Source organism: Dietzia sp. NPDC055343 (assembly GCF_053645265.1).
In genome coordinates this window covers 1-19,591 of sequence record NZ_JBSHMJ010000031.1, presented here as the reverse complement: position 1 = coordinate 19,591, position 19,591 = coordinate 1, and the positions used below count along the sequence as shown (strand labels likewise).

19 protein-coding genes are annotated in these 19,591 nt (G+C 70.6%); 17 read left to right on the top strand and 2 right to left on the bottom strand.

Annotation, left to right across the window (positions count from 1 at the left end; genetic code table 11):
• Positions 1 to 38: 38 nt before the first annotated feature.
• Together ACWIE7_RS14150 and ACWIE7_RS14145 are read right to left on the bottom strand one after the other, a co-directional pair.
• Entirely contained in the window at positions 39 to 905 is an 867-nt protein-coding gene (locus tag ACWIE7_RS14150) for an alpha/beta-hydrolase family protein (protein ID WP_454058686.1), read from the bottom strand.
• Positions 899 to 1,591, bottom strand: a complete 693-nt coding sequence (locus tag ACWIE7_RS14145; protein ID WP_454069583.1) for a hypothetical protein — start codon at positions 1,589 to 1,591, stop codon at positions 899 to 901. Before ACWIE7_RS14145 ends, ACWIE7_RS14150 begins: the two co-directional genes overlap by 7 nt.
• 150 nt (positions 1,592 to 1,741) lie before the next feature.
• Here ACWIE7_RS14145 and ACWIE7_RS14140 point away from each other — a divergent pair, with 150 nt between their 5' ends.
• The 17 genes from ACWIE7_RS14140 (at position 1,742) to tyrS (ending at position 19,276) form a co-directional block, all read left to right on the top strand.
• The gene (locus tag ACWIE7_RS14140; protein WP_454069581.1) at positions 1,742 to 3,046 is read left to right on the top strand and encodes a sensor histidine kinase; all 1,305 of its coding nucleotides are present in this window, start codon (positions 1,742 to 1,744) and stop codon (positions 3,044 to 3,046) included.
• A 5-nt stretch (positions 3,047 to 3,051) separates the two neighbouring features.
• On the top strand, positions 3,052 to 3,705 hold the full coding sequence (locus ACWIE7_RS14135; protein ID WP_454058689.1) for a response regulator: 654 nt from the start codon (positions 3,052 to 3,054) through the stop codon (positions 3,703 to 3,705).
• Positions 3,706 to 3,807: 102 nt separating this feature from the next.
• Positions 3,808 to 4,863: a phenylalanine--tRNA ligase subunit alpha gene (gene pheS, locus ACWIE7_RS14130; RefSeq protein WP_454058690.1), complete on the top strand. Its 1,056-nt coding sequence runs from the start codon at positions 3,808 to 3,810 to the stop codon at positions 4,861 to 4,863.
• Between the two features lie 105 nt (positions 4,864 to 4,968).
• Positions 4,969 to 7,458, top strand: coding sequence for a phenylalanine--tRNA ligase subunit beta (gene pheT, locus ACWIE7_RS14125; protein ID WP_454058691.1), 2,490 nt, complete (start codon positions 4,969 to 4,971; stop codon positions 7,456 to 7,458).
• Complete coding sequence (thiD, locus tag ACWIE7_RS14120; protein ID WP_452100134.1) at positions 7,451 to 8,275, top strand: bifunctional hydroxymethylpyrimidine kinase/phosphomethylpyrimidine kinase; 825 nt, start codon at positions 7,451 to 7,453, stop codon at positions 8,273 to 8,275. The genes pheT and thiD overlap by 8 nt, the downstream gene beginning before the upstream one ends.
• A 113-nt stretch (positions 8,276 to 8,388) precedes the next feature.
• Complete coding sequence (locus ACWIE7_RS14115) at positions 8,389 to 9,162, top strand: DUF2786 domain-containing protein (RefSeq protein ID WP_454069579.1); 774 nt, start codon at positions 8,389 to 8,391, stop codon at positions 9,160 to 9,162.
• 99 nt (positions 9,163 to 9,261) lie between these two features.
• The gene (gene argC, locus ACWIE7_RS14110) at positions 9,262 to 10,299 is read left to right on the top strand and encodes an N-acetyl-gamma-glutamyl-phosphate reductase (RefSeq protein ID WP_452100132.1); all 1,038 of its coding nucleotides are present in this window, start codon (positions 9,262 to 9,264) and stop codon (positions 10,297 to 10,299) included.
• Positions 10,296 to 10,772, top strand: a complete 477-nt coding sequence (locus tag ACWIE7_RS14105) for a hypothetical protein (RefSeq protein WP_452100131.1) — start codon at positions 10,296 to 10,298, stop codon at positions 10,770 to 10,772. Before argC ends, ACWIE7_RS14105 begins: the two co-directional genes overlap by 4 nt.
• Position 10,773: 1 nt before the next feature.
• Positions 10,774 to 11,709, top strand: a complete 936-nt coding sequence (argB, locus tag ACWIE7_RS14100; protein WP_452100130.1) for an acetylglutamate kinase — start codon at positions 10,774 to 10,776, stop codon at positions 11,707 to 11,709.
• Positions 11,706 to 12,920, top strand: a complete 1,215-nt coding sequence (locus ACWIE7_RS14095; RefSeq protein ID WP_454069577.1) for an acetylornithine transaminase — start codon at positions 11,706 to 11,708, stop codon at positions 12,918 to 12,920. Before argB ends, ACWIE7_RS14095 begins: the two co-directional genes overlap by 4 nt.
• On the top strand, positions 12,917 to 13,891 hold the full coding sequence (gene argF / locus ACWIE7_RS14090) for an ornithine carbamoyltransferase (RefSeq protein ID WP_452100128.1): 975 nt from the start codon (positions 12,917 to 12,919) through the stop codon (positions 13,889 to 13,891). The genes ACWIE7_RS14095 and argF overlap by 4 nt, the downstream gene beginning before the upstream one ends.
• A complete protein-coding gene (locus tag ACWIE7_RS14085) occupies positions 13,888 to 14,385 on the top strand; it encodes an arginine repressor (RefSeq protein ID WP_230931350.1) in 498 nt (165 codons plus the stop codon). The genes argF and ACWIE7_RS14085 overlap by 4 nt, the downstream gene beginning before the upstream one ends.
• A gap of 52 nt (positions 14,386 to 14,437) precedes the next feature.
• Positions 14,438 to 15,637: an argininosuccinate synthase gene (locus tag ACWIE7_RS14080; RefSeq protein ID WP_230931351.1), complete on the top strand. Its 1,200-nt coding sequence runs from the start codon at positions 14,438 to 14,440 to the stop codon at positions 15,635 to 15,637.
• Complete coding sequence (gene argH, locus ACWIE7_RS14075) at positions 15,634 to 17,073, top strand: argininosuccinate lyase (protein WP_452100127.1); 1,440 nt, start codon at positions 15,634 to 15,636, stop codon at positions 17,071 to 17,073. The genes ACWIE7_RS14080 and argH overlap by 4 nt, the downstream gene beginning before the upstream one ends.
• Positions 17,074 to 17,078: 5 nt before the next feature.
• A complete protein-coding gene (locus ACWIE7_RS14070; protein WP_230931353.1) occupies positions 17,079 to 17,309 on the top strand; it encodes a Trm112 family protein in 231 nt (76 codons plus the stop codon).
• On the top strand, positions 17,306 to 17,986 hold the full coding sequence (locus ACWIE7_RS14065) for a DNA-3-methyladenine glycosylase (RefSeq protein WP_454069575.1): 681 nt from the start codon (positions 17,306 to 17,308) through the stop codon (positions 17,984 to 17,986). Before ACWIE7_RS14070 ends, ACWIE7_RS14065 begins: the two co-directional genes overlap by 4 nt.
• Positions 17,987 to 18,004: 18 nt before the next feature.
• A complete protein-coding gene (tyrS, locus tag ACWIE7_RS14060) occupies positions 18,005 to 19,276 on the top strand; it encodes a tyrosine--tRNA ligase (protein ID WP_454058697.1) in 1,272 nt (423 codons plus the stop codon).
• Positions 19,277 to 19,591 lie beyond the last annotated feature (315 nt).

The following is a 19,591-nucleotide window of genomic DNA, read 5'->3' as shown; positions in this document are numbered from 1 at the left end:
GCGGCGGGTGGATGCTCGTGAGCTGAGACAGCCGCCGGTCAGAGGCCGGGCGAGACACACCCGGAGGGCGGGAGGACCGGCCGGTAGCGGTGCCCGACCCCCGGGGCCGCGGAGTCGGACCCCGGAAGTGCGGAGAGCACACGGAGAGCCCGCACCGGGTTGCGGAGGAGGTCCCGACCGAGCTCGGCGACCGGGTCGTCGGGATTGACCTCGCTGACCGTGCAGCGGGCCAACGGTTCGGATCCGGCCGGAGTTGCCGCGGAGGGCGCTGCTGCCGCAGACGGTGCCGCTGATGCCGTGGCCATCGCAGCCGACCCGGGACGGCCCTGCCAGAGTGCGACGTCGACGAGCCCGGCGACCGCGGGGTCACGCAGCGCCGCCACTCCGGCCTGCGCCCCCAGGCTCAACCCGTGGACCACCAGTCTCGGACGGTCGTTGTGGGGGAGTGCACGGAGCCGCGACGTGATCTCGGCGAGGATCGCGTGCGCGGAGTCGGCCGCCAACTGCGGCCGGAGCGAGTACACGGCCGCCGAGGGCGCGGACGAGTAACGCATCGCCACCGTCGCCACGTCGCCCCCGGACCAGTCCTCGATCGCCGTCACCTGCGCCGGGTCCACCCACCCCGATCCGGTGGGGATGGTCACCAGCAGGACGGACCGGTCGAATCCGCCGGCGCCGACGAGGGCGTCGGTGGTCAGCCGCGCCGCGTGGTCCGGGTCGAGGCCGGGGTGGTCGCCGTATACGCGGATGGCCGACGACGCGGCCCGGTCGTTCAGGACGAGTCGCGGATCAGCTGCCAACGGCCCCGAGTCGAGTGCCCACCACAGGGCGGACCCCAGCGCGCCGACGATCGCGTACACGATCACGGCGTAGAGCGTGACCCGCGCGACGACCCGGGTCACCACGGCAGCGTTTCCTCGACGGGCGCACCGTGCCTCTGGCGCACGGTGTTGAGCTGGACGGCCGCGTGGGCGATGTCCGCCATCACCGTGCACGCCGTGCGCCCCTCGCACGAGTCGTGCAGCTGCCGCGCGAGGAGGGCGTCGAGGTCGGACCGGAGCCCGGGTGGGATCGGGACCTGGTGTCGGTGCGCCACGCGCAGAAGGTCGTAGCCCAGGTCGTGGACGCGGCAGGCGGGTTCGAACGACCGCGGGAGTGGCACCGGGGACGAGCAGTCGCCTGTGCGCTTGGCGGCCGACGCCTGCTCCACCACCGGTTCGTAGCCGAGGTCGACAACCACGGCGGGGACCACCATGTCGGCGCCCGGGGTGCCGTCCGCGATCTTCCGCGCGGCGGCCAGGGCGGCGATCGCCGTGTCGGCGTCGGCGTCGGCGTCGGTGCCGTGCGGGCGGGTGAGGTCGGTGTGCGCGGCGTGGCCCGCGGCCGCGGGCGCCGGTGCGGCCTCGGCGACGGTACCGGCGAAGAGCCCGATGACGACGACCACGCCCGCCACCGCCGCACCTACACCGACAACGGCGCGGGACCCCGGTCCGCGGGACCGGCTCGCGGTGCCCGAGCGGTGTTCACCGGCCGGCCGGTTCGAGGTGCGCGGGACGGCGGGCGGGTTCGGGTGCTTCGGAGGCGGGGTCATGAGGGCGAAACTAGGAACACCGGCCCGCCGGGCGGATCCCCTCCGGAGGTGATCTCGAGGTCACTCTCCGGGGGTAGCCCGCTCGGGGGACGGCGAGGTCACTCCGCAGGGGGATGCCCGGGTACGGAGGTCACGCATACCGTCATGGCCATGCGATCAGAAGACGACAGGTTCGCCGCCGAACCCGACAACGCGGGGCCCCGCACAGTGGAGGCCCACGCCCGGGGTCGCCGTGCCGGCCTCGTCGGCGTGCTGCGACCTCACGCCTGGGACCTCGCCCTCGTCGTGCTCGCGCTCGTCTTCTTCGCGGTGGCCTGGCCCACCTACTTCATCACCCACTCGGCGTGGACGGTGCTCGTGCCGATCATCGCCGCGCTGGGGGCCCTCCCGGTGGCGGCGGCGCGCCGTGCGCCGTTCCTCGCCTGGGGTGCGGTCGCCGTTGCGTGTGCGGTGTCGGTGCCGCTGCGGGCCGAGTCGACATTTGCCCTGGGCTGGCCGGTCGTGTTCCATCTCGCGCTGGCCGTGTGTCTGGCCGCGGTGATCCTCGTCGAACGACCGGTGCGGGTCGCGGTCGCGGTCGGGGTGACCATCCTGCTCATGGCGCTCAACCCCGGCGCGGAGGTGTCCGTGGGCTGGATGATCGGGGCCGCGGTCTTCTCGGCGGTGGTACTCCTCGTGCGGTGGTTGGCGGTATCGCGCCGCCAGCTGGAGAACTCGAACCTGCGCCTGGCACGAGAGTCCGAGCGGACCCTCCGGCAGTCCGAACTGCGCTTGCTGGCCGAGGAACGCAACCACCTCGCGCGGGATCTGCACGATGTGGTGGCCCACCAGATGTCCATGATCGTGGTCCAGTCCCAGTCGGCGCCGTACCGACTCCAGGGCGTCACGCCGGCCGTCCACGCCGAGTTCGACTCGATCGCCGAGACGGCCCGCGCGGCGCTCGACGAGGTGCGGGGCCTTCTGGGGGTGCTGCGCACAGACGCGGAGAACCCGATGGTGGAACCCGTCGGGGTCGAGCAGATCGAGCCCACCCTCCGCGCCGCACGCCGCTCGGGCGTCGACATCACCTGGCAGCTCGGCGGGCAGATGGACACGATTGACGAGACCGCCGGCGTGGTCCTGCACCGCGTGCTCCAGGAGAGTCTGGCCAATGCCGCCCGCCATGCGCCGGGCGGGCTCGTCGTCGTCTCCCTCGCGGTCTCCACGGTCGACGCGGACGGGGCGCCACCCGCGGTGACCCTCGAGGTGGACAGCGGCCCGGCGGCGCCGGGCGCCCTCGTCGCGCCCGGTGAGGGCGGCGGGTCCGGGATCGCGGGGATGTCCGCCCGGGTCCGGGCCGTCGGCGGGGCATTCGCGGCCCTCCCGGCTTCCGACGGTGGCTTCACCGTCACCGCGACGGTTCCGCTCAGGGACGGGACGGGGCCCGGGACGCGGACCCGGTCGCGTCTAGGCTGATCCGTATGACCATCTCCGTGCTGATCGCCGACGACCAGGCGATGGTGCGACAGGGTTTCGCCGCGCTGCTCGGGTCGCAGCCGGACATCAGGGTCATCGGCGACGCGGCGGACGGCGCCGAGGCGGTCGGGAAAGTGGAGGCGCTCCGCCCCGACGTGGTGTTCATGGACGTCCGCATGCCGGAGATGGACGGGCTCGAGGCCGCGCGGCGCATACTCGGTTCCGGGATCGACCCGGCCCCGCGGATCATCATGCTCACCACCTTCGATCTCGACGACTACGTGTACGAGGCGCTGCGGATCGGATGCTCCGGATTCCTGCTCAAGGACGCGCCCGCCGAGGAGCTGTTCCGGGCCGTCCGGGTCGCCGTCACCGGTGAGGCGCTGCTGGCGCCGACCGTCACCCGCCGGCTGATCGAGGACGTGGTGACCCGGGGCCGCCGCCCGCGCCGCGAGCCGGCGGAACTCACCTCCCTCACGCCGCGGGAACGCGAGACCGTCGAGCAGATCGCCACCGGGCGGTCCAATGCCGAGATCGCCGGGGTGCTGTTCATCTCGGAGGAGACCGTCAAGACCCACGTACGGCGGGTCCTGCAGAAACTGCGGCTGCGGGACCGCGCTCAGGTGGTCGTGTACGCCTACGAGAACGGGGTGGTCTGAGCAGGACACGGGGCAGGGGGCGCAAACGCTAATCGACTAGGCTGTCCGGCGATGCACCCGGCGGTCGCCGGAGCTGACCGGGACGGGGAGGACGCAGCACAGGTGAGCGAAGACAGAGGCGCGGTCGAGGTCGGGATCGACGAGGAGTCCCTGGCGGGATACGCCACGGACGCGGAGGGCGCGTTCGCCACGGCCGCGGACCTCGACGCACTGGCCGCGGCCAAGACGGCCCACCTGGGCGACCGGAGCCCCATCGCACTGGGTCGGCGGACACTCGGCTCGCTCCCGAAGGAGCAGAAGGCCTCCGCGGGCAAGGCCGTCAACGTGGCGCGCGGCCGTGTCCAGAAGGCGTACGAGGCGCGGCTCGGGCAGCTGCAGGCCGAGCGCGACGCGGCGGTCCTGGTGGCTGAGACACTCGACCTGACGGTGCCGTCCGGTCGATCGCCGGTCGGGGCCCAGCATCCCATCACGATCATCACCGAGCAGGTGGCGGACGTGTTCGTCGGGATGGGCTGGGAGATCGCCGAAGGGCCGGAGATCGAGGCCGAGCACTACAACTTCGACGCGCTCAACTTCCTCCCCGACCACCCCGCGCGCACGCTCCAGGACACCTTCCACGTGGCACCCGAGGGCAGTCGGCAGGTGCTGCGGACCCACACCTCCCCGGTGCAGATCCGCACGATGCTCGATCGCGAGCCGCCGATCTACGTCGCCTGCCCGGGCCGGACCTTCCGCACCGACGAGCTCGACGCCACCCACACGCCGGTGTTCCACCAGGTCGAGGGGCTGGCGATCGACAAGGGGCTGACCATGGCGCACCTGCGCGGCGCCCTCGACGCGTTCGCGCGCGCCCTGTTCGGGCCCGAGACCCGCACACGGATGCGTCCCAACTACTTCCCGTTCACCGAGCCCTCCGCCGAGGTCGACGTCTGGTTCCCTAACAAGAAGGGCGGCGCCGGCTGGGTCGAGTGGGGCGGTTGTGGAATGGTGCATCCCAATGTGCTGATCGCCTGCGGCATCGACCCCGAGGTGTACTCCGGCTTCGCGTTCGGGATGGGCCTCGAGCGCACGCTGCAGTTCCGCAACGGGCTGTCCGATATGCGCGACATGGTCGAGGGCGACGTGCGGTTCTCGCTGCCCTTCGGCATCCGGTACTGATCGGCGTACCGGCCCGGGCGGCGGCCGCCGCCGGGGCCCGGGCCGATGCCCCACCTGCCCGACCCAGAGCTCACCCGACCACCGAGAACTACGAAGGACCCCACAGTGCTAATTGCGCAGTCCTGGCTGACCGAGATCCTGCAGCGGGCCAACGACGGCTGGTCGGTGTCGCCGGCCGAACTCGACGCCGGGTTCGTGCGCGTCGGCCTCGAGGTGGAGGGGGAGCCGCAGACGCTCCCGGAGATCACCGGCCCGCTCACCGTCGGCCGGGTCAGCAGCATCGAGGAACTCGAGGGCTTCAAGAAGCCGATCCGCTTCTGCCTCGTCGATGTCGGCGGCGACGAGCCGCAGCAGATCGTGTGCGGCGCGCGGAACTTCTCCGAGGGCGACCTCGTGGTGGTGGCACTGCCCGGTACGGTCCTGCCCGGTGGCTTCGAGATCGGCAAGCGCAAGACCTACGGCAGGCCCAGTGAGGGCATGATCTGCTCGGCGTCCGAACTCGGGATCGGGTCGGATCACAGCGGCATCATCGTGCTCGCGCCGGGCACCGCCGAGCCGGGCACCCCGGCCGGGCCGGTCCTCGCCGCCGGTGCCCCCGAGCGGGACACGGTCTTCGAACTCAACGTGACCCCGGACCGCGGCTACTGCCTGTCGGCCCGCGGTCTGGCCCGCGAGCTCGCGTGCGGCTTCGACCTGGACTTCGCGGACCCGGCCGCCGAGCTCGGCCTGCCGTCGGGGAAGGAGACCTGGCCGCTCGAGGTCACCGGGGAGTCCGGAGCCCAGCGGTTCGCGCTGCGCCGGGTCACCGGCGTCGACCCGTCGGCCAGGACCCCCTGGTGGCTGGCCCGTCGCCTGCTGATGTCGGGTGTGCGGCCCATCTCCCCGGCCGTCGACGTCACCAACTACGTCATGCTCGAACTCGGCCATCCGATGCACGCCTTCGACGCCGCTACGCTCACGGGCGGGCTCACCGTGCGTCGCGCTCGGGCGGGGGAGACGCTGACCACCCTGGATGGCGCGGAGCGCTCGCTCGACCCGGAGGACGTGGTGATCTGCGACGAGACCGGCCCGGTCTCGCTGGCCGGCGTCATGGGCGGCGCCAGCACAGAGGTCTCGGACACGACCACCGACGTGCTGCTCGAGGCCGCCGTGTGGGACACCCTGGCCGTGTTCCGGACCATCCGCCGACACAAGCTGCCCAGTGAGGCCGGGAAGCGCTACGAGCGAGGGGTGGACGCGGCGGCTTCCGTCGCCGCGCTGGATCGCGCGGCCACGCTGCTCGCCGAGATCACCGGCGGCACCGTCGAGGCGTCGCTCACCGACGTCGGCGCCGCGCCCGTCCCACCCACGATCGCCTTCGACCCGGACCGGCCCTCGCGGGTCGCGGGGCTCGGGTACCCGGTCGGGACCACCCGCCGGCGCCTGGAGCAGATCGGGGCCACGGTGGCCGGCGACGACGCCGTCCTGCTCGAGGTCACCCCACCCACGTGGCGCCCCGATCTGACGATGCCTGCCGACCTGGTCGAGGAGGTCCTGCGACTCGAGGGGCTGGAGGACATCCCGTCCGTGCTGCCCACGGCCCCCGCCGGTCGGGGCCTGACGGCCACCCAGCGCGGCCGCCGGGCCGTGGGGCGGGCCCTCGCCGCGTCCGGGCACGTCGAGGTGCTCACGTCGCCGTTCTGCGATCCGTCCGTGTTCGACGCGATGGGGCTCCGCGACGACGACGAGCGTCGCCACACGATGTCCGTGGTCAATCCCCTGGAGAGCGACAAGGCGCATCTCGCGACGACCCTGTTGCCGTCGATGGTGGAGATCGCCCGGCGCAACCTCACCCGCGGGACCCGCGACCTCGCGCTCTTCTCGATCGCCCAGGTCGCGTTCCGCACGCCCGCGACCTCCGGGGTGGACATGCTGCCCGTGGACCGTGAGCCCACCGCGGACGAGCAGAAGCGGCTCGGCGATTCGCTGCCCGCGCAGCCGCTGCACACGGCCGCCCTCTACACCGGTAGACGAGTGCCGGCCGGCCATCTCGATCCGGGCCGCGACGCCGACGCGCTCGACGCGGTCGAGGCGGCCCGGACCGTCGGCGCCGCGCTCGGCGTCGAGGTCGAGGTGAGGTCGGGGGAGTACGCACCCTGGCACCCGGGCCGCTGCGCCGAGATCGTCGTCGACGGCGCGGTGGTCGGCCACGCCGGTGAGTTGCACCCCGCGGCGTGCGAGCGTCTGGAGCTTCCCGCGCGGACATGCGCGATGGAGCTCGACCTGACCGCCATCGGCACGCGCGAGGTCCTGCCCGCGCCGGCGATCTCCTCCTACCCGTCGGTGAATCAGGATGTCGCTCTCGTCGTGGATGAGGTGGTCCCGGCATCCGCGGTGGAGGCGGCCCTCATCTCGGGAGGCGGCGACCTGCTCGAGAGCGTCCGCCTGTTCGACATCTACACCGGCAGCCAGCTCGGTGAGGGCAGGAAGTCGCTCGCGTACGCGCTCACCTTCCGCGCCGACGACCGGACGCTGACGGAGGACGAGGCCAGCGAGTGGCGCACGGCCGCGGTGGACGCGGCAGCACGGGCCGTGGGAGCGAGCCTTCGTGGCTGACGCGGTGCGGGTGCCCCGCATTCTCTGCATCGCCGGCACCGACCCGTCGGGTGGTGCCGGCCTGCTGGCCGACACCAAGTCCGTCACGGCGATGGGCGGCTACGCGATGGGCGTGGTCACCGCCGTCACGGTGCAGAACACCCGCGGCGTGGCCGGCGTCCACGCGGTGCCGGTCGATACGGTGATCGCCCAGCTGGACGCGGTCGCCGATGACGTCCAGATCGACGCCGTCAAGATCGGCATGCTCGGAGAGGCTTCACTCGTCGAAGCGGTCGGGGCGTGGCTTCGTCGTCGTCGCCCTCCTCACATCGTCCTGGACCCCGTCATGGTCGCGACCACCGGCGGGCGTCTCGCGAGCGAGGATGCCGCGTCCATGCTGCGCGACCTCGTACCGCTCGTCGACCTCGTCACCCCGAACGTGCCCGAGCTCGGTGTGCTCTGCGGTACAGACACCGCGACCGACATCGAGGGGATCGTCAGTCAGGCGGAGCTGGTCCACGAGCAGACCGATAGCGCGGTTCTCGCGACGACCGGCGACCTCGAGGACGGCAGCGCCGAGGACGTGATGGTCGAGTCCGAGACGGACCGTCGCACGACACTCCGGTTGCCGTTCGTCCGCGTCGAGACGCCGCACACCCACGGCACCGGATGCTCGCTGTCCTCGGCACTGGCCACCGCGCGTGTCGGTGCGCCCGATTGGGAAGCGGCGTACCGACGGGTCCGGCCATGGATGGACGGGGCCCTGCACGGCGGGTTGTCCCTCGACGTGGGGCAGGGTGCCGGCCCGCTCGACCACACCTGGTTCCTCCACCGCTGATCGGACCGGGGTCATCGACCCGGGCGGCTGTCCGGCGGCGTCGACACAGCCCTGTCGTACGTGTGTGCGAACATCCGTCTCGACATCAATGCTGAGACGATCAGGAGCAGGCCATGACCCACACTCGTTCCGACAACTCCCGCGCGACCGGCCAGAACGGGGGCGGCGCCGCGTCAGCGCTCTCCTCGGAGAAGGCCTTCGACCGGGTCCGCAAGCTGTTCGCCAAGGCCGAGAGCGTGGCCGGGACGCCGGAGGCGGAGGTGCTACTCGAGCGGGCCTACGCGCTGCTCGCGAAGTACGGGGTCGACGAGGCGCTGGCCAGATCCGGTCCGGATCAGGCGGCGGCCGAGGTGGTGGTCCACGAGCACGTGGTGCTCGGAAAGTACCAACCCGACCAGATCGGTCTCGTCGCGTCGCTGGCGGTGGCTATGCACTGCAGGGCGGTGTCATCGAGGCGGGCGGACGGGGGTCGGAACGTGTATATCGTCGGGGTCCGTCGACACGTCGAGCGCGTGTCGATGCTGGCCGGTGCGCTGACCGGGATCATGTTGGCCGGCGCCGCGCGGCAGCGCCCGGCGCCGGGGGTGTCAGCGGTGACCCACCGCAAATCGTTCATGACCGGGTTCGCCTTCGAAGTGGGCCGGCGCCTCGCCGCGGCCGAGGCCGAGGCGGTGTCCGAGAGTTCGGATGCGGCAGGGGCTGGGCTGGTCCTGCGTACGGATTCACAGTGCGCCGAGGCGGAGCTGTGTCGCCGTTTCCCCCACACCGTCAAGAGTTCCAGGCGCCGCGTCGGCACGTCCGGCCTCGATGAGGGGCGTCGCATGGGCGGTTCGGTCGACCTGGGGCAACAGCGTTTCGGCGGTGCGCCACGGCAGATCGGGGCATAACCTGGATGTGCTGGTGATCGGACCGGCTCCCGGTTGAACGCGAGGCTCGCCGACGGACCTTGTGTGCAAAAGATTGCAACGTGATGCATACTCGTGCGTATGGCAATCAAGGTAGCTGTCGCAGGTGCATCGGGTTACGCGGGCGGGGAGTTCCTCAGACTCCTCCTCGCACATCCCTCGTACCTCTCGGATGAGCTGGAGATCGGAGTCCTGGCGGCGGGGTCAAACGCCGGCCAGACGCTGGATCGGCACCATCCGCACCTGCTGCCGTTGGCGGACCGGGTTCTCTCGGAGACCAGCGCCGAGTCGCTGTCCGGTCATGATGTGGTGGTCCTCGGCCTCCCGCATGGCCACTCCGCGGCGATCGCCGAACAGCTCGGGCCGGACGTGCTGGTGATCGATCTCGGGGCGGACTTCCGTCTGACGGACGCCGGTGACTGGGAGGCCTTCTACGGCTCCCCGCACGCGGGTACGTGGCCGTACGGGCTGCCCGAGCTCCCCGGAGCGCGCGAGGCGCTGCGGTCGACCCGGCGGGTCGCGGTCCCGGGCTGTTTTCCGACGGGGGCGACCCTGGCGCTGTTCCCGGCAGTGGCCAAGGGGCTCGTCGATGCGTCGAACATCACCATCGTCTCGGTGACAGGGGCATCCGGCGCGGGCAAGGCGGCCAAGGTGCCCATGCTCGCGTCCGAGGTGATGGGCTCGACCAAGGCGTACGGGGTCGCCACCCACCGTCACACCCCGGAGATCACGCAGAACCTCCGGGCGGTGACCGACGCCGAGGTGTCGGTCAGCTTCACGCCCGTGCTCGCCCCCATGGCGCGCGGCATCCTCACCACGGCGGTCGTGCCCACCACGGCCTCTGCGGACGAGCTGCGTGAGGTCTATGCGGAGGCCTTCGGTGATGAGCCGTTCGTCCACCTCCTACCGGCCGGGGTGCAGCCCATGACCGCCTCGGTGCTCGGCTCCAACGCCGTGCAGCTGGGTATCGAGGTCGACGCGCGCACCGGTCGGGCCGTGTTCACCGCCGCGATCGACAACCTGGCCAAGGGCACCGCCGGCGGTGCCATCCAGTCGATGAACCTCGCGCTCGGGCTGCCCGAGACCGCCGGTCTCAGCACGGTCGGCCTGGCCCCTTGAGCGCGGAGGTCCTGCCCGGGGCGACGTTGGTCGGGCACGATCACGGGCTCGAACTGTGGACGGATCCGGCCCGGAACATCGCCGGGATCTGGCTGGCTCCCTCGGGTGCGACGGCCGCACTCGACGTATCGGGTGGTGGGGCCGACGCGGTCGAGCTGCAGTGGAGCGCGCTCAGCGCCCAGGTGCCGTCGACCCGCGCGGTCGTGCTGCTCGACGGACCCGGATCCGGCGATCCTGGCGCGGACTTCACGTTCGTGCACGGTGTCGCCGAGGGCGTCGCCGGATTCGTGGGCGTCCGCACGGGGGTCGAGGCCGGGCCGGTTGAGGTCCTCGTCTTGCGGCCCGACACCGAACTCGGGCCGTGGCCCGGACCCGCGGCCACCGAGGCCGGCGCCGCGTTCCGCTTCCGCCACCGCGGCGGCGCACAGATCCACCTGACCCTGACCATCCCCATCACCGCCGGAGGCGACTGATATGCCCACATTGATGAACGACGGGTCGACCGAACTGTCGCCGTTCGTCCGCGCGCACGTCCTCGCCGAGGCACTGCCGTGGCTCAAGGAGTTCCACGACAAGATCGTCGTGGTGAAGTACGGCGGTAACGCGATGGTCGACGAGAGGCTCAAGGCCGCGTTCGCCGCCGACATGGTGTTCCTCCGCACCTGTGGCCTCAAGCCGGTCGTGGTGCACGGCGGTGGTCCCCAGATCACCGCGATGCTCGGTCGGCTGGGCATGGAGGGCGAGTTCCGGGGCGGTTTCCGTGTCACGACGCCCGAGGTGATGGATGTCGTGCGAATGGTGTTGTTCGGCCAGGTCGGCCGCGAACTCGTCGGGCTGATCAACGCGCACGGCCCGTACGCGGTGGGGATCTCGGGCGAGGACGCGGGTCTGTTTACCGCGGTCCGTCGGACGGCGATGGTCGACGGGGAGGCCACCGACATCGGACTCGTCGGGGACGTCGCCGCGGTCGATCCCGGGGCGGTCATCGACCTCATCGAGGCCGGACGCATCCCGGTCGTGTCCACGATCGCCCCCGATGCCGACGGCGTCGTCCACAACATCAACGCGGATTCGGCCGCGGGCGCACTCGCCGCGGCACTCGGAGCGGAGAAGCTCGTCGTCCTAACCGACGTCGAGGGCCTGTACACCGACTGGCCGGATCGCTCGTCGCTCGTCACGCACCTGGGCACCACGCCGCTGGAGGCACTGCTGCCGTCGCTGGAGAGCGGCATGGTTCCAAAGATGGAGGCGTGTCTGGCCGCCGTGCGGGGCGGCGTCGGCGCAGCGCACGTCATCGATGGCCGCGTCGAGCACTCGGTGCTGCTCGAGATCCTCACGGAGGGCGGCATCGGAACGATGGTCACCGAGGGTGACCACGAGACACGTTCAGCAGTAGGAGAAGCACAGTGAGCCCGCAGGACACCACTGATCTCACCTCACGGTGGGACACCGCGCTGATGCGCAACTACGGCACCCCTCCGCTCGAACTCGTCTCGGGCCGGGGCGTGACCGTGACCGCCGCCGACGGTCGCGAGTACCTCGATCTGCTGGCCGGCATCGCGGTCAATTCCCTGGGGCACGCCCACCCCGCCGTCGTCGAGGCGGTCAGCAGTCAGGTCGCCGAACTGGGGCACGTGTCGAATCTCTATGTCCACCCGGTTGTCGTGGAGTTGGCGGAGCGTCTCGAATCACTTCTCGCGGTGGAGGCGCCGGTACGGGCCTTCTTCTGCAACTCCGGCGCCGAGGCCAACGAGGCGGCGTTCAAGATTGCCCGCCGCACCGGCCGTTCACGGATCCTCGCCGCGGAGAACGGCTTCCACGGTCGGACCATGGGGGCGCTGGCGATGACCGGTCAGCCCGCCAAGCGTGCGCCGTTCGAGCCGATGCCCGCCGGCGTCGAGTACTTCCCCTACGGGGACACCGCGGCGCTCCGGGCGCTCGTCGAGCAGGCCCCGGCGGACACCGCCGCCGTCATCGTCGAACCGGTGCAGGGGGAGGGCGGCGTCGTGGAACCGCCCGAGGGCTTCCTCGCGGACGTGCGGGAACTGTGCACCGAACACGGGATCCTGATGATCGTCGACGAGGTCCAGACCGGGGTCGCCCGCACCGGCGCGATGTTCGCGTCCCGCAAGGCCGGGGTGGTTCCGGATGTGATCACCCTGGCGAAGGGGCTCGGCGGCGGGCTGCCCATCGGCGCGTGTCTGGGCATCGGCCGGGCGGGGGAGTTGCTCACCGCCGGGCAGCACGGCACCACCTTCGGTGGTAACCCCGTCGCGTGCGCGGCCGCGGTGGCGGTCCTGAGAACGATCGACACCGACGACCTCGTCGCCCACGTCGACAGGCTCGGCAAGTTACTCGCCGCCGAGATCGAGTGCCTGGATCACCCGCTGGTCGATCATGTCCGGGGCCGCGGACTCCTGCTCGGAGTGGTGCTGACCGCGCCGCGGGCGAAGGAGGTCGAGGAGGCCGCGCGCGCCGCGGGCTACCTCGTGGGCGCCACCGGCACGGACGTCGTCCGGCTGGCCCCGCCGCTCATCCTCACCGAAGACCAGGTCGCGCAGTTCGTGACCGCCCTGCCCCCGATCCTCGACGCCGCGTCGGAGAAGGAGACCTCGTCATGACCGGTACGACCTCGCCGTCGTCCACGACGACAGCCCCGGGAAGCCCGACCCCGCGTCACTTTCTCCGAGACGACGATCTCAGTCCCGCGGAGCAGGCCGAGGTGCTGGAGCTCGGGCTCAGGCTCAAGGCGGAGCCGTTCTCGGCGCGCCCGCTGGAGGGGCCGAAGTCGGTCGCGGTGATCTTCGACAAGACCTCCACGCGGACCCGCTTCTCCTTCGACGCGGGCATCGCACAACTCGGTGGCAATGCGATCGTGGTGGAATCCGGGTCCACGCAGATGGGCAAGGGCGAGACGCTCTCCGATACCGCGATGGTGATGTCCCGCTACGTCGAGGCGATCGTGTGGCGGACGTACTCGCAGGCCGGACTGGCCGAGCTCGCGGCGGATTCGGCCGTGCCTGTCGTCAACGCGCTCACCGACGACTTCCACCCCTGTCAGATCCTCGCCGACCTGCTGACGATCCGGGAGAACTTCGGACGCACCGCGGGCCTGCGGGCGGTCTACCTCGGCGACGGCGCGAACAACATGGGGCACTCGTACCTCGTCGGGTTCGCCACTGCGGGGATGCACATCACCATCGCGGCGCCGGCCGGCTACCAGCCGACCGGACAGGTGGTGGGTGACGCCGAACGGATCGCGGCGGAGACCGGCGGTTCGGTCACCATCACGACCGAGGTCGACACGGCCGTGATCGACGCCGATGTCCTCATCACCGACACCTGGGTGTCGATGGGGATGGAGGACTCGGCCACCGAGCGTCTGCGCGATCTCGCCGACTACCAGCTGGGCCGGGACGCGGTCGACAAGGCCTCCGACGATGTGATCGTCCTGCACTGCCTGCCCGCGTATCGCGAGAAGGAGATCACCGGCGAGGTCATCGACGGTCCCCGCAGCCGGGTGTTCGACGAGGCGGAGAACCGGCTGCACGCACAGAAGGCGCTACTCGTCTGGCTGCTGGAGCGATCGTGACCTCCGTCGGCGCGGTCAGTCGGACGGCTCGTCACGCGCGCATCGCCGAGATCCTCCGGGACCGGCCCGTGCGCAGTCAGACTGAACTGGCCGACGCGTTGGCCGGTGAGGGGATCGCTATCGCGGTGGCCACTCTCAGTCGCGATCTCGATGAGCTCGGCGCGGTCAAGCTCCGCGCTGCCGACGGCGGTGCCGGCCGCTATGTCATCCCGGAGGACGGCAGTCAGGTCCCGGGCATCCCCGGCGGAACGGACCGGGTGGGACGCCTTCTGGGTGAGCTGCTCGTGTCCGCCGACCACAGTGGGAACACGGCGGTCCTGCGCACGCCGCCCGGGGCGGCGAACTTTCTCGCCAGTGCCCTGGACCGTGCGAATCTCGACGACGTGGTCGGCACGATCGCCGGGGATGACACCATATTCGTGATGGCCCGCGAACCCGTGCGCGGAGAAGAGCTGGCGGGCCGCCTCGCAGCGTTGGCCCGGCGCCAACTCTGACGCGGCCCCGGGCCGATAGACAACACCTGAACAACAACCAAGGAGAAACACCATGACCGATCGCGTCGTCCTCGCCTACTCGGGTGGACTGGACACCTCCGTCGCCATCAGCTGGATCGGCAAGGAGACCGGTGCCGAGGTCGTCGCCGTGGCCATCGACCTGGGACAGGGCGGAGAGGACATGGACTCCATCCGCCAGCGCGCCCTCGACTGCGGCGCGGTCGAGTCGATCGTCGTGGATGCCCGCGACGAGTTCGCGAACGACTACTGTGCGCCGACCATCAAGGCCAACGGCCTGTACATGCGCGAGTACCCGCTGGTGTCGGCGATCTCCCGCCCGCTGATCGTCAAGCACCTGGTGACCGCCGCGAAGATGCACGGCGGTACGGCCGTGGCCCACGGCTGCACGGGCAAGGGCAACGACCAGGTGCGCTTCGAGGTGGGCTTCGGCGCGCTCGCTCCCGACCTGGACGTGATCGCCCCCGTCCGCGACTACGCCTGGACCCGTGAGAAGGCCATCGAGTTCGCCGAGGAGAACGCGATCCCGATCAACGTCACCAAGAAGTCACCGTTCTCGATCGATCAGAACGTGTGGGGCCGCGCGGTCGAGACCGGCTTCCTCGAGGACCTGTGGAACGCGCCGACCAAGGACGTCTACGACTACACCGAGGACCCGACGATCAACTTCGCCGCCCCGGACGAGGTCACCATCACCTTCGAGGCCGGCGTTCCGGTCGCCATCGACGGCCGTAGGGTCTCCGTCCTCGAGGCGATCGAAGAGCTCAACCGTCGCGGCGGCGCCCAGGGCGTCGGTCGACTGGACATGGTCGAGGACCGTCTCGTCGGTATCAAGAGCCGCGAGGTCTACGAGGCCCCGGGCGCGATGGTGCTCATCACCGCGCACAAGGCCCTCGAGGACGTCACCCTCGAGCGGGAGCTGGCCCGCTACAAGTCCGGCGTCTCGGACACCTGGTCCAACGCCGTCTACGACGGTCTCTGGTTCTCGCCGCTGAAGTACGCCCTGGACGCCTTCATCGACAACACCCAGGAACACGTCTCGGGCGATATCCGACTCGTGCTGCACGGTGGCTCGATCACCGTCAACGGCCGCCGCTCCGACAAGTCGCTGTACGACTTCAACCTGGCGACCTACGACGAGGGTGACTCGTTCGACCAGAGCTACGCCAAGGGCTTCGTCAACCTCCATGGCCTGAGCTCCAAGATCGCCGCGAAGCGGGACCTGGGACTGTGAGCGACGAGCAGGGCCGGGACGACCGGCACGGGACCAACACCGGGGCCCTGTGGGGCGGCCGATTCGCCGGCGGCCCCGCCGAGGCGATGGCGGCCCTGAGCAAGTCCACCCACTTCGACTGGGATCTGGCGCCGTACGACATCCGGGCGTCCAAGGCGCACGCCCGGGTGCTGCATCGCGCCGACCTGCTCACGGGTGCCGACCTGGACACGATGCTCGACGGTCTGGATCGACTCGCCGCCGACGTCGACTCCGGGGAGTTCGTGCCCGCCGAGTCCGACGAGGACGTGCACGGCGCCCTGGAGCGAGGCCTGATCGAGCGGGTCGGTCCCGAGGTCGGCGGACGGTTGCGTGCCGGCCGCTCGCGCAATGACCAGGTGGCCACCCTGTTCCGAATGTGGCTGCGGGATGCCGTGCGCGCGGTGGCCGCGGGTGTGCTCGATGTGGTCGACGCACTCGTGGCGCAGGCCGATGCGCACCCGGAGACGGTCATGCCGGGCAAGACCCACTTCCAGGCGGCCCAGCCGGTCCTGCTCTCCCACCAGCTGCTCGCGCACGCCCAGCCGTTGCTGCGCGACCTCGACCGGATCCGTGATCTGGACCGGCGCCTGGCGGTCTCACCGTACGGCTCCGGCGCACTGGCCGGCTCGTCGCTCGGTCTGGACCCGGACGCGATCGCGGCCGAGCTCGGTTTCGACCGCGCCGCCGACAACTCGATCGACGCCACGAGTTCGCGTGACTTCGCGGCCGAGGCCTCCTACGTGCTCGCCCAGATCGCGGTGGATCTCTCGCGTCTGGCGGAGGAGATCATCGCCTGGTCGACGCCCGAGTTCGGCTACGTCACCCTGGCCGACGAGTGGTCCACGGGCAGCTCGATCATGCCCCAGAAGAAGAACCCGGACGTCGCCGAACTGATGCGCGGCAAGACCGGCCGGCTCATCGGCAATCTGACCGGGCTCATGGCGACGCTCAAGGCACAGCCGCTGGCCTACAACCGGGATCTGCAGGAGGACAAGGAGCCGGTCTTCGACTCGGTGGCCCAGCTCGACCTGCTGCTCCCGGCGATGGCCGGTCTGGTCGACACCCTCGAGTTCCACCCCGAACGGCTCGCGGAGCTCGCCCCGGCGGGATACACCCTCGCCACGGACATCGCGGAGTGGATGGTCCGGCAGGGCGTCCCGTTCCGGGTCGCCCACGAGGCGGCGGGGGAGTGCGTGCGCATCGCCGAGGGACGTGGGGTGGGACTGGATGAGCTCGACGACGACGAGCTCGCCGCCGTCGACCCCGCGTTGACGCCCGAGGTTCGCGAGGTGCTGACCGTCACGGGATCGATCGCGTCCCGGAACGCCCGCGGCGGCACCGCCGGTGAGGCTGTCGCGAAGCAGCGCGGGCGGCTGGCCGAGTTCCGTGACGAGCTCGCCGCCTGGGTAGGGTGAACGGCATGTCCGTCCTAGACGAACGACTGCTGTCGATCCTGGCCTGCCCCGAGGACAAGGGCCCGCTCCTGCTCGCTGGTGACGACACGCTGTACAACCAGCGTCTGCGCCGCGCCTACCGGATCGACGACGGCATCCCCGTGCTGCTGGTCGACGAATCCCGGCAGGTCGACGAGGCCGAGCACGCGGAGTTACTCGCCAAGGCGGGCGCCGGAGAGGGCTCGTCCCCGGAGTGAGCAACCCTCACACCGACCACGGGGCCCGGTCCGGCGTCACCGACCCGCTCAGAGAGCTGCTGCGGGAGGCGGCGCCGGACGAGGCCGCGCGGATCGTGCTCGGTGGGACGCTGACACACGGCCCGGTTTCTGTTCGCATTCTCGAGGTCGAGGCCTATGGCGGGCCGGCCGGATCCGCCTACCCCGATGCCGCGGCCCACACCTGGCCCGGCCCGACGCCGCGCAACCAGGTCATGTTCGGCGACGCCGGCCACCTGTACGTCTACCTCAGTCACGGCATCCACCAGTGCGTGAACATCACCTGCCGGCCGCCCGGTGAGGGCGGGGGCGTACTGCTCCGGGCAGCCCGCGTCGAAGAAGGCCACGAGGTCGTCGCGACCCGCCGGCCGGGCATCACGTCCGACAAGCTCGCACGCGGACCCGGCAATCTCGGCCGCACACTCGGGGTCGACCTGTCGTTCCGAGGTCTGGACGTGCTCAACTCGTCGTCGTCGGTCTCCTTCCGTCCCGACCCTCTTCCGGACGAACTGATCCGCTCCGGGCCCCGCGTCGGCGTCTCCCGCGAGGCCGACCGTCACTGGCGGTTCTGGGTCGCCGGCGCCCGGGAGGTCTCCGCCTACCGACGGAGCCCGAGGGCACCCGCGGTCACGCGGCCAGTGCTCGACCCCGGCCGGTGATGGGGGACAATGAACGTCGTGACCAATAACATCCTCGATGACCTGCAGTGGCGTGGCCTGATCGCCCAGTCGACGGACCTCGACACGCTCCGCGCCCATCTGGACGAGAGTATGGTGTCGCTCTATTGCGGTTTCGACCCCACCGGGCCGAGCCTGCACGCCGGTCATCTCATCCCGCTCCTGACGTTGCGCCGCTTCCAGCTCGCCGGGCACCGGCCCATCGTTCTGGCCGGCGGCGCGACCGGCATGATCGGTGACCCGCGTGATGTCGGGGAGCGCATCATGAACACCTCCGACACGGTGGCGGACTGGGCCGAGCGGATCTCCGGCCAGCTCGAGCGCTTCGTCGACCTCACCGAGGGGCCCACGGGGGCGCGCATCGTCAACAACATGCAGTGGACCGGCCACCTCTCGGTGATCGAGTTCCTGCGGGATGTCGGCAAGCACTTCTCGCTGAACACCATGCTCGGTCGGGACACGGTCAAGCGCCGGTTGGATGGCGACGGCATCTCCTACACCGAGTTCTCGTACATGCTGCTGCAGGCCAACGACTTCCTGCAGTTGCGACGTCATCACGAGTGCACGCTCCAGATCGGTGGCTCCGACCAGTGGGGCAACATCGTCGGCGGAGTCGACCTCAACCGTCGTGTCGACGGCAAGGCGGTCCATGCCATGACCGTGCCCCTGGTGACCTCGTCCGACGGCAAGAAGTTCGGCAAGTCGACCGGCGGCGGCAGCCTATGGCTCGACGCCGCCATGACGAGCCCGTACACGTGGTACCAGTACTTCCTCAATACGGCGGATGCCGACGTGGTCCGCTACCTGCGCTGGTTCTCGTTCCTCGGCAGGGAGGAGATCGAGGAACTCGAGGTCCTCACCGCCGAGAAGCCGCATCTGCGCGCTGCCCAGAAGCGGCTGGCAGAGGAGATGACAACGCTCGTTCACGGGGTCGCGGCCACCGAGTCCGTTCAGGCCGCGGCCCAGGCACTGTTCGGGCGCGGCGAACTCGGCCAGCTCGATGAGGCCACTCTGGCGGCGGCGCTCGACGATGCCGGCGCGGCCGAGATCGCCCCGGACGATCCACGGACGATCACGGATCTCCTGGTGGCCGGCGGGCTCTGCTCGAGTAAGGGCGCCGCCCGGCGTGCGGTGGGAGAGGGAGGTGCGTACGTGAACAACGAGCGCATCTCCGATCCCGAGTGGACGCCGTCCACCGACGACCTGCTCCACGGCAGCTGGGTGGTTCTGCGCCGGGGCAAGAAGAGCTTCGCCGGGATCCGCATCCGCTGATTCCTCGCGATTCCGACCACGATCACGCCGGCCATGCCGGCGTTTTCGTGTTCTTGGGGCCGTTAACCAGCGGGTTTGCGTTTCAGTTCATGTCTGCGTAACTTAATGGACGTCGCCGAGAGCGAGCCCGGACCGAAAGGAACGGGGTCGCTCAAAGTAGACGTGCTCCAGGAGCAAGCGGAACCCCCGGTTTTGGAGCTGGGAGTTGTTGCTGCTAGGCTGGAGAAGTTGCCCGGGAGGGCGGCGGTTGCAGGATCTTCCCTGTGAAGCTGTGGTGAGTGTATCGCGGTGGATCGGTGTGTGGGTGTTGTTTGA

Excerpts from the sequence above, each read along its gene's own strand:
- ACWIE7_RS14145 (WP_454069583.1), bottom strand. The coding sequence starts at position 1,591 with ATGACCCCGCCTCCGAAGCACCCGAACCCGCCCGCCGTCCCGCGCACC.
- ACWIE7_RS14140 (WP_454069581.1), top strand. The coding sequence starts at position 1,742 with ATGCGATCAGAAGACGACAGGTTCGCCGCCGAACCCGACAACGCGGGG.
- ACWIE7_RS14135 (WP_454058689.1), top strand. The coding sequence starts at position 3,052 with ATGACCATCTCCGTGCTGATCGCCGACGACCAGGCGATGGTGCGACAG.
- ACWIE7_RS14115 (WP_454069579.1), top strand. The coding sequence starts at position 8,389 with ATGACCCACACTCGTTCCGACAACTCCCGCGCGACCGGCCAGAACGGG.
- argC (WP_452100132.1), top strand. The coding sequence starts at position 9,262 with ATGGCAATCAAGGTAGCTGTCGCAGGTGCATCGGGTTACGCGGGCGGG.
- argB (WP_452100130.1), top strand. The coding sequence starts at position 10,774 with ATGCCCACATTGATGAACGACGGGTCGACCGAACTGTCGCCGTTCGTC.
- argF (WP_452100128.1), top strand. The coding sequence starts at position 12,917 with ATGACCGGTACGACCTCGCCGTCGTCCACGACGACAGCCCCGGGAAGC.
- ACWIE7_RS14080 (WP_230931351.1), top strand. The coding sequence starts at position 14,438 with ATGACCGATCGCGTCGTCCTCGCCTACTCGGGTGGACTGGACACCTCC.
- ACWIE7_RS14070 (WP_230931353.1), top strand. The coding sequence starts at position 17,079 with ATGTCCGTCCTAGACGAACGACTGCTGTCGATCCTGGCCTGCCCCGAG.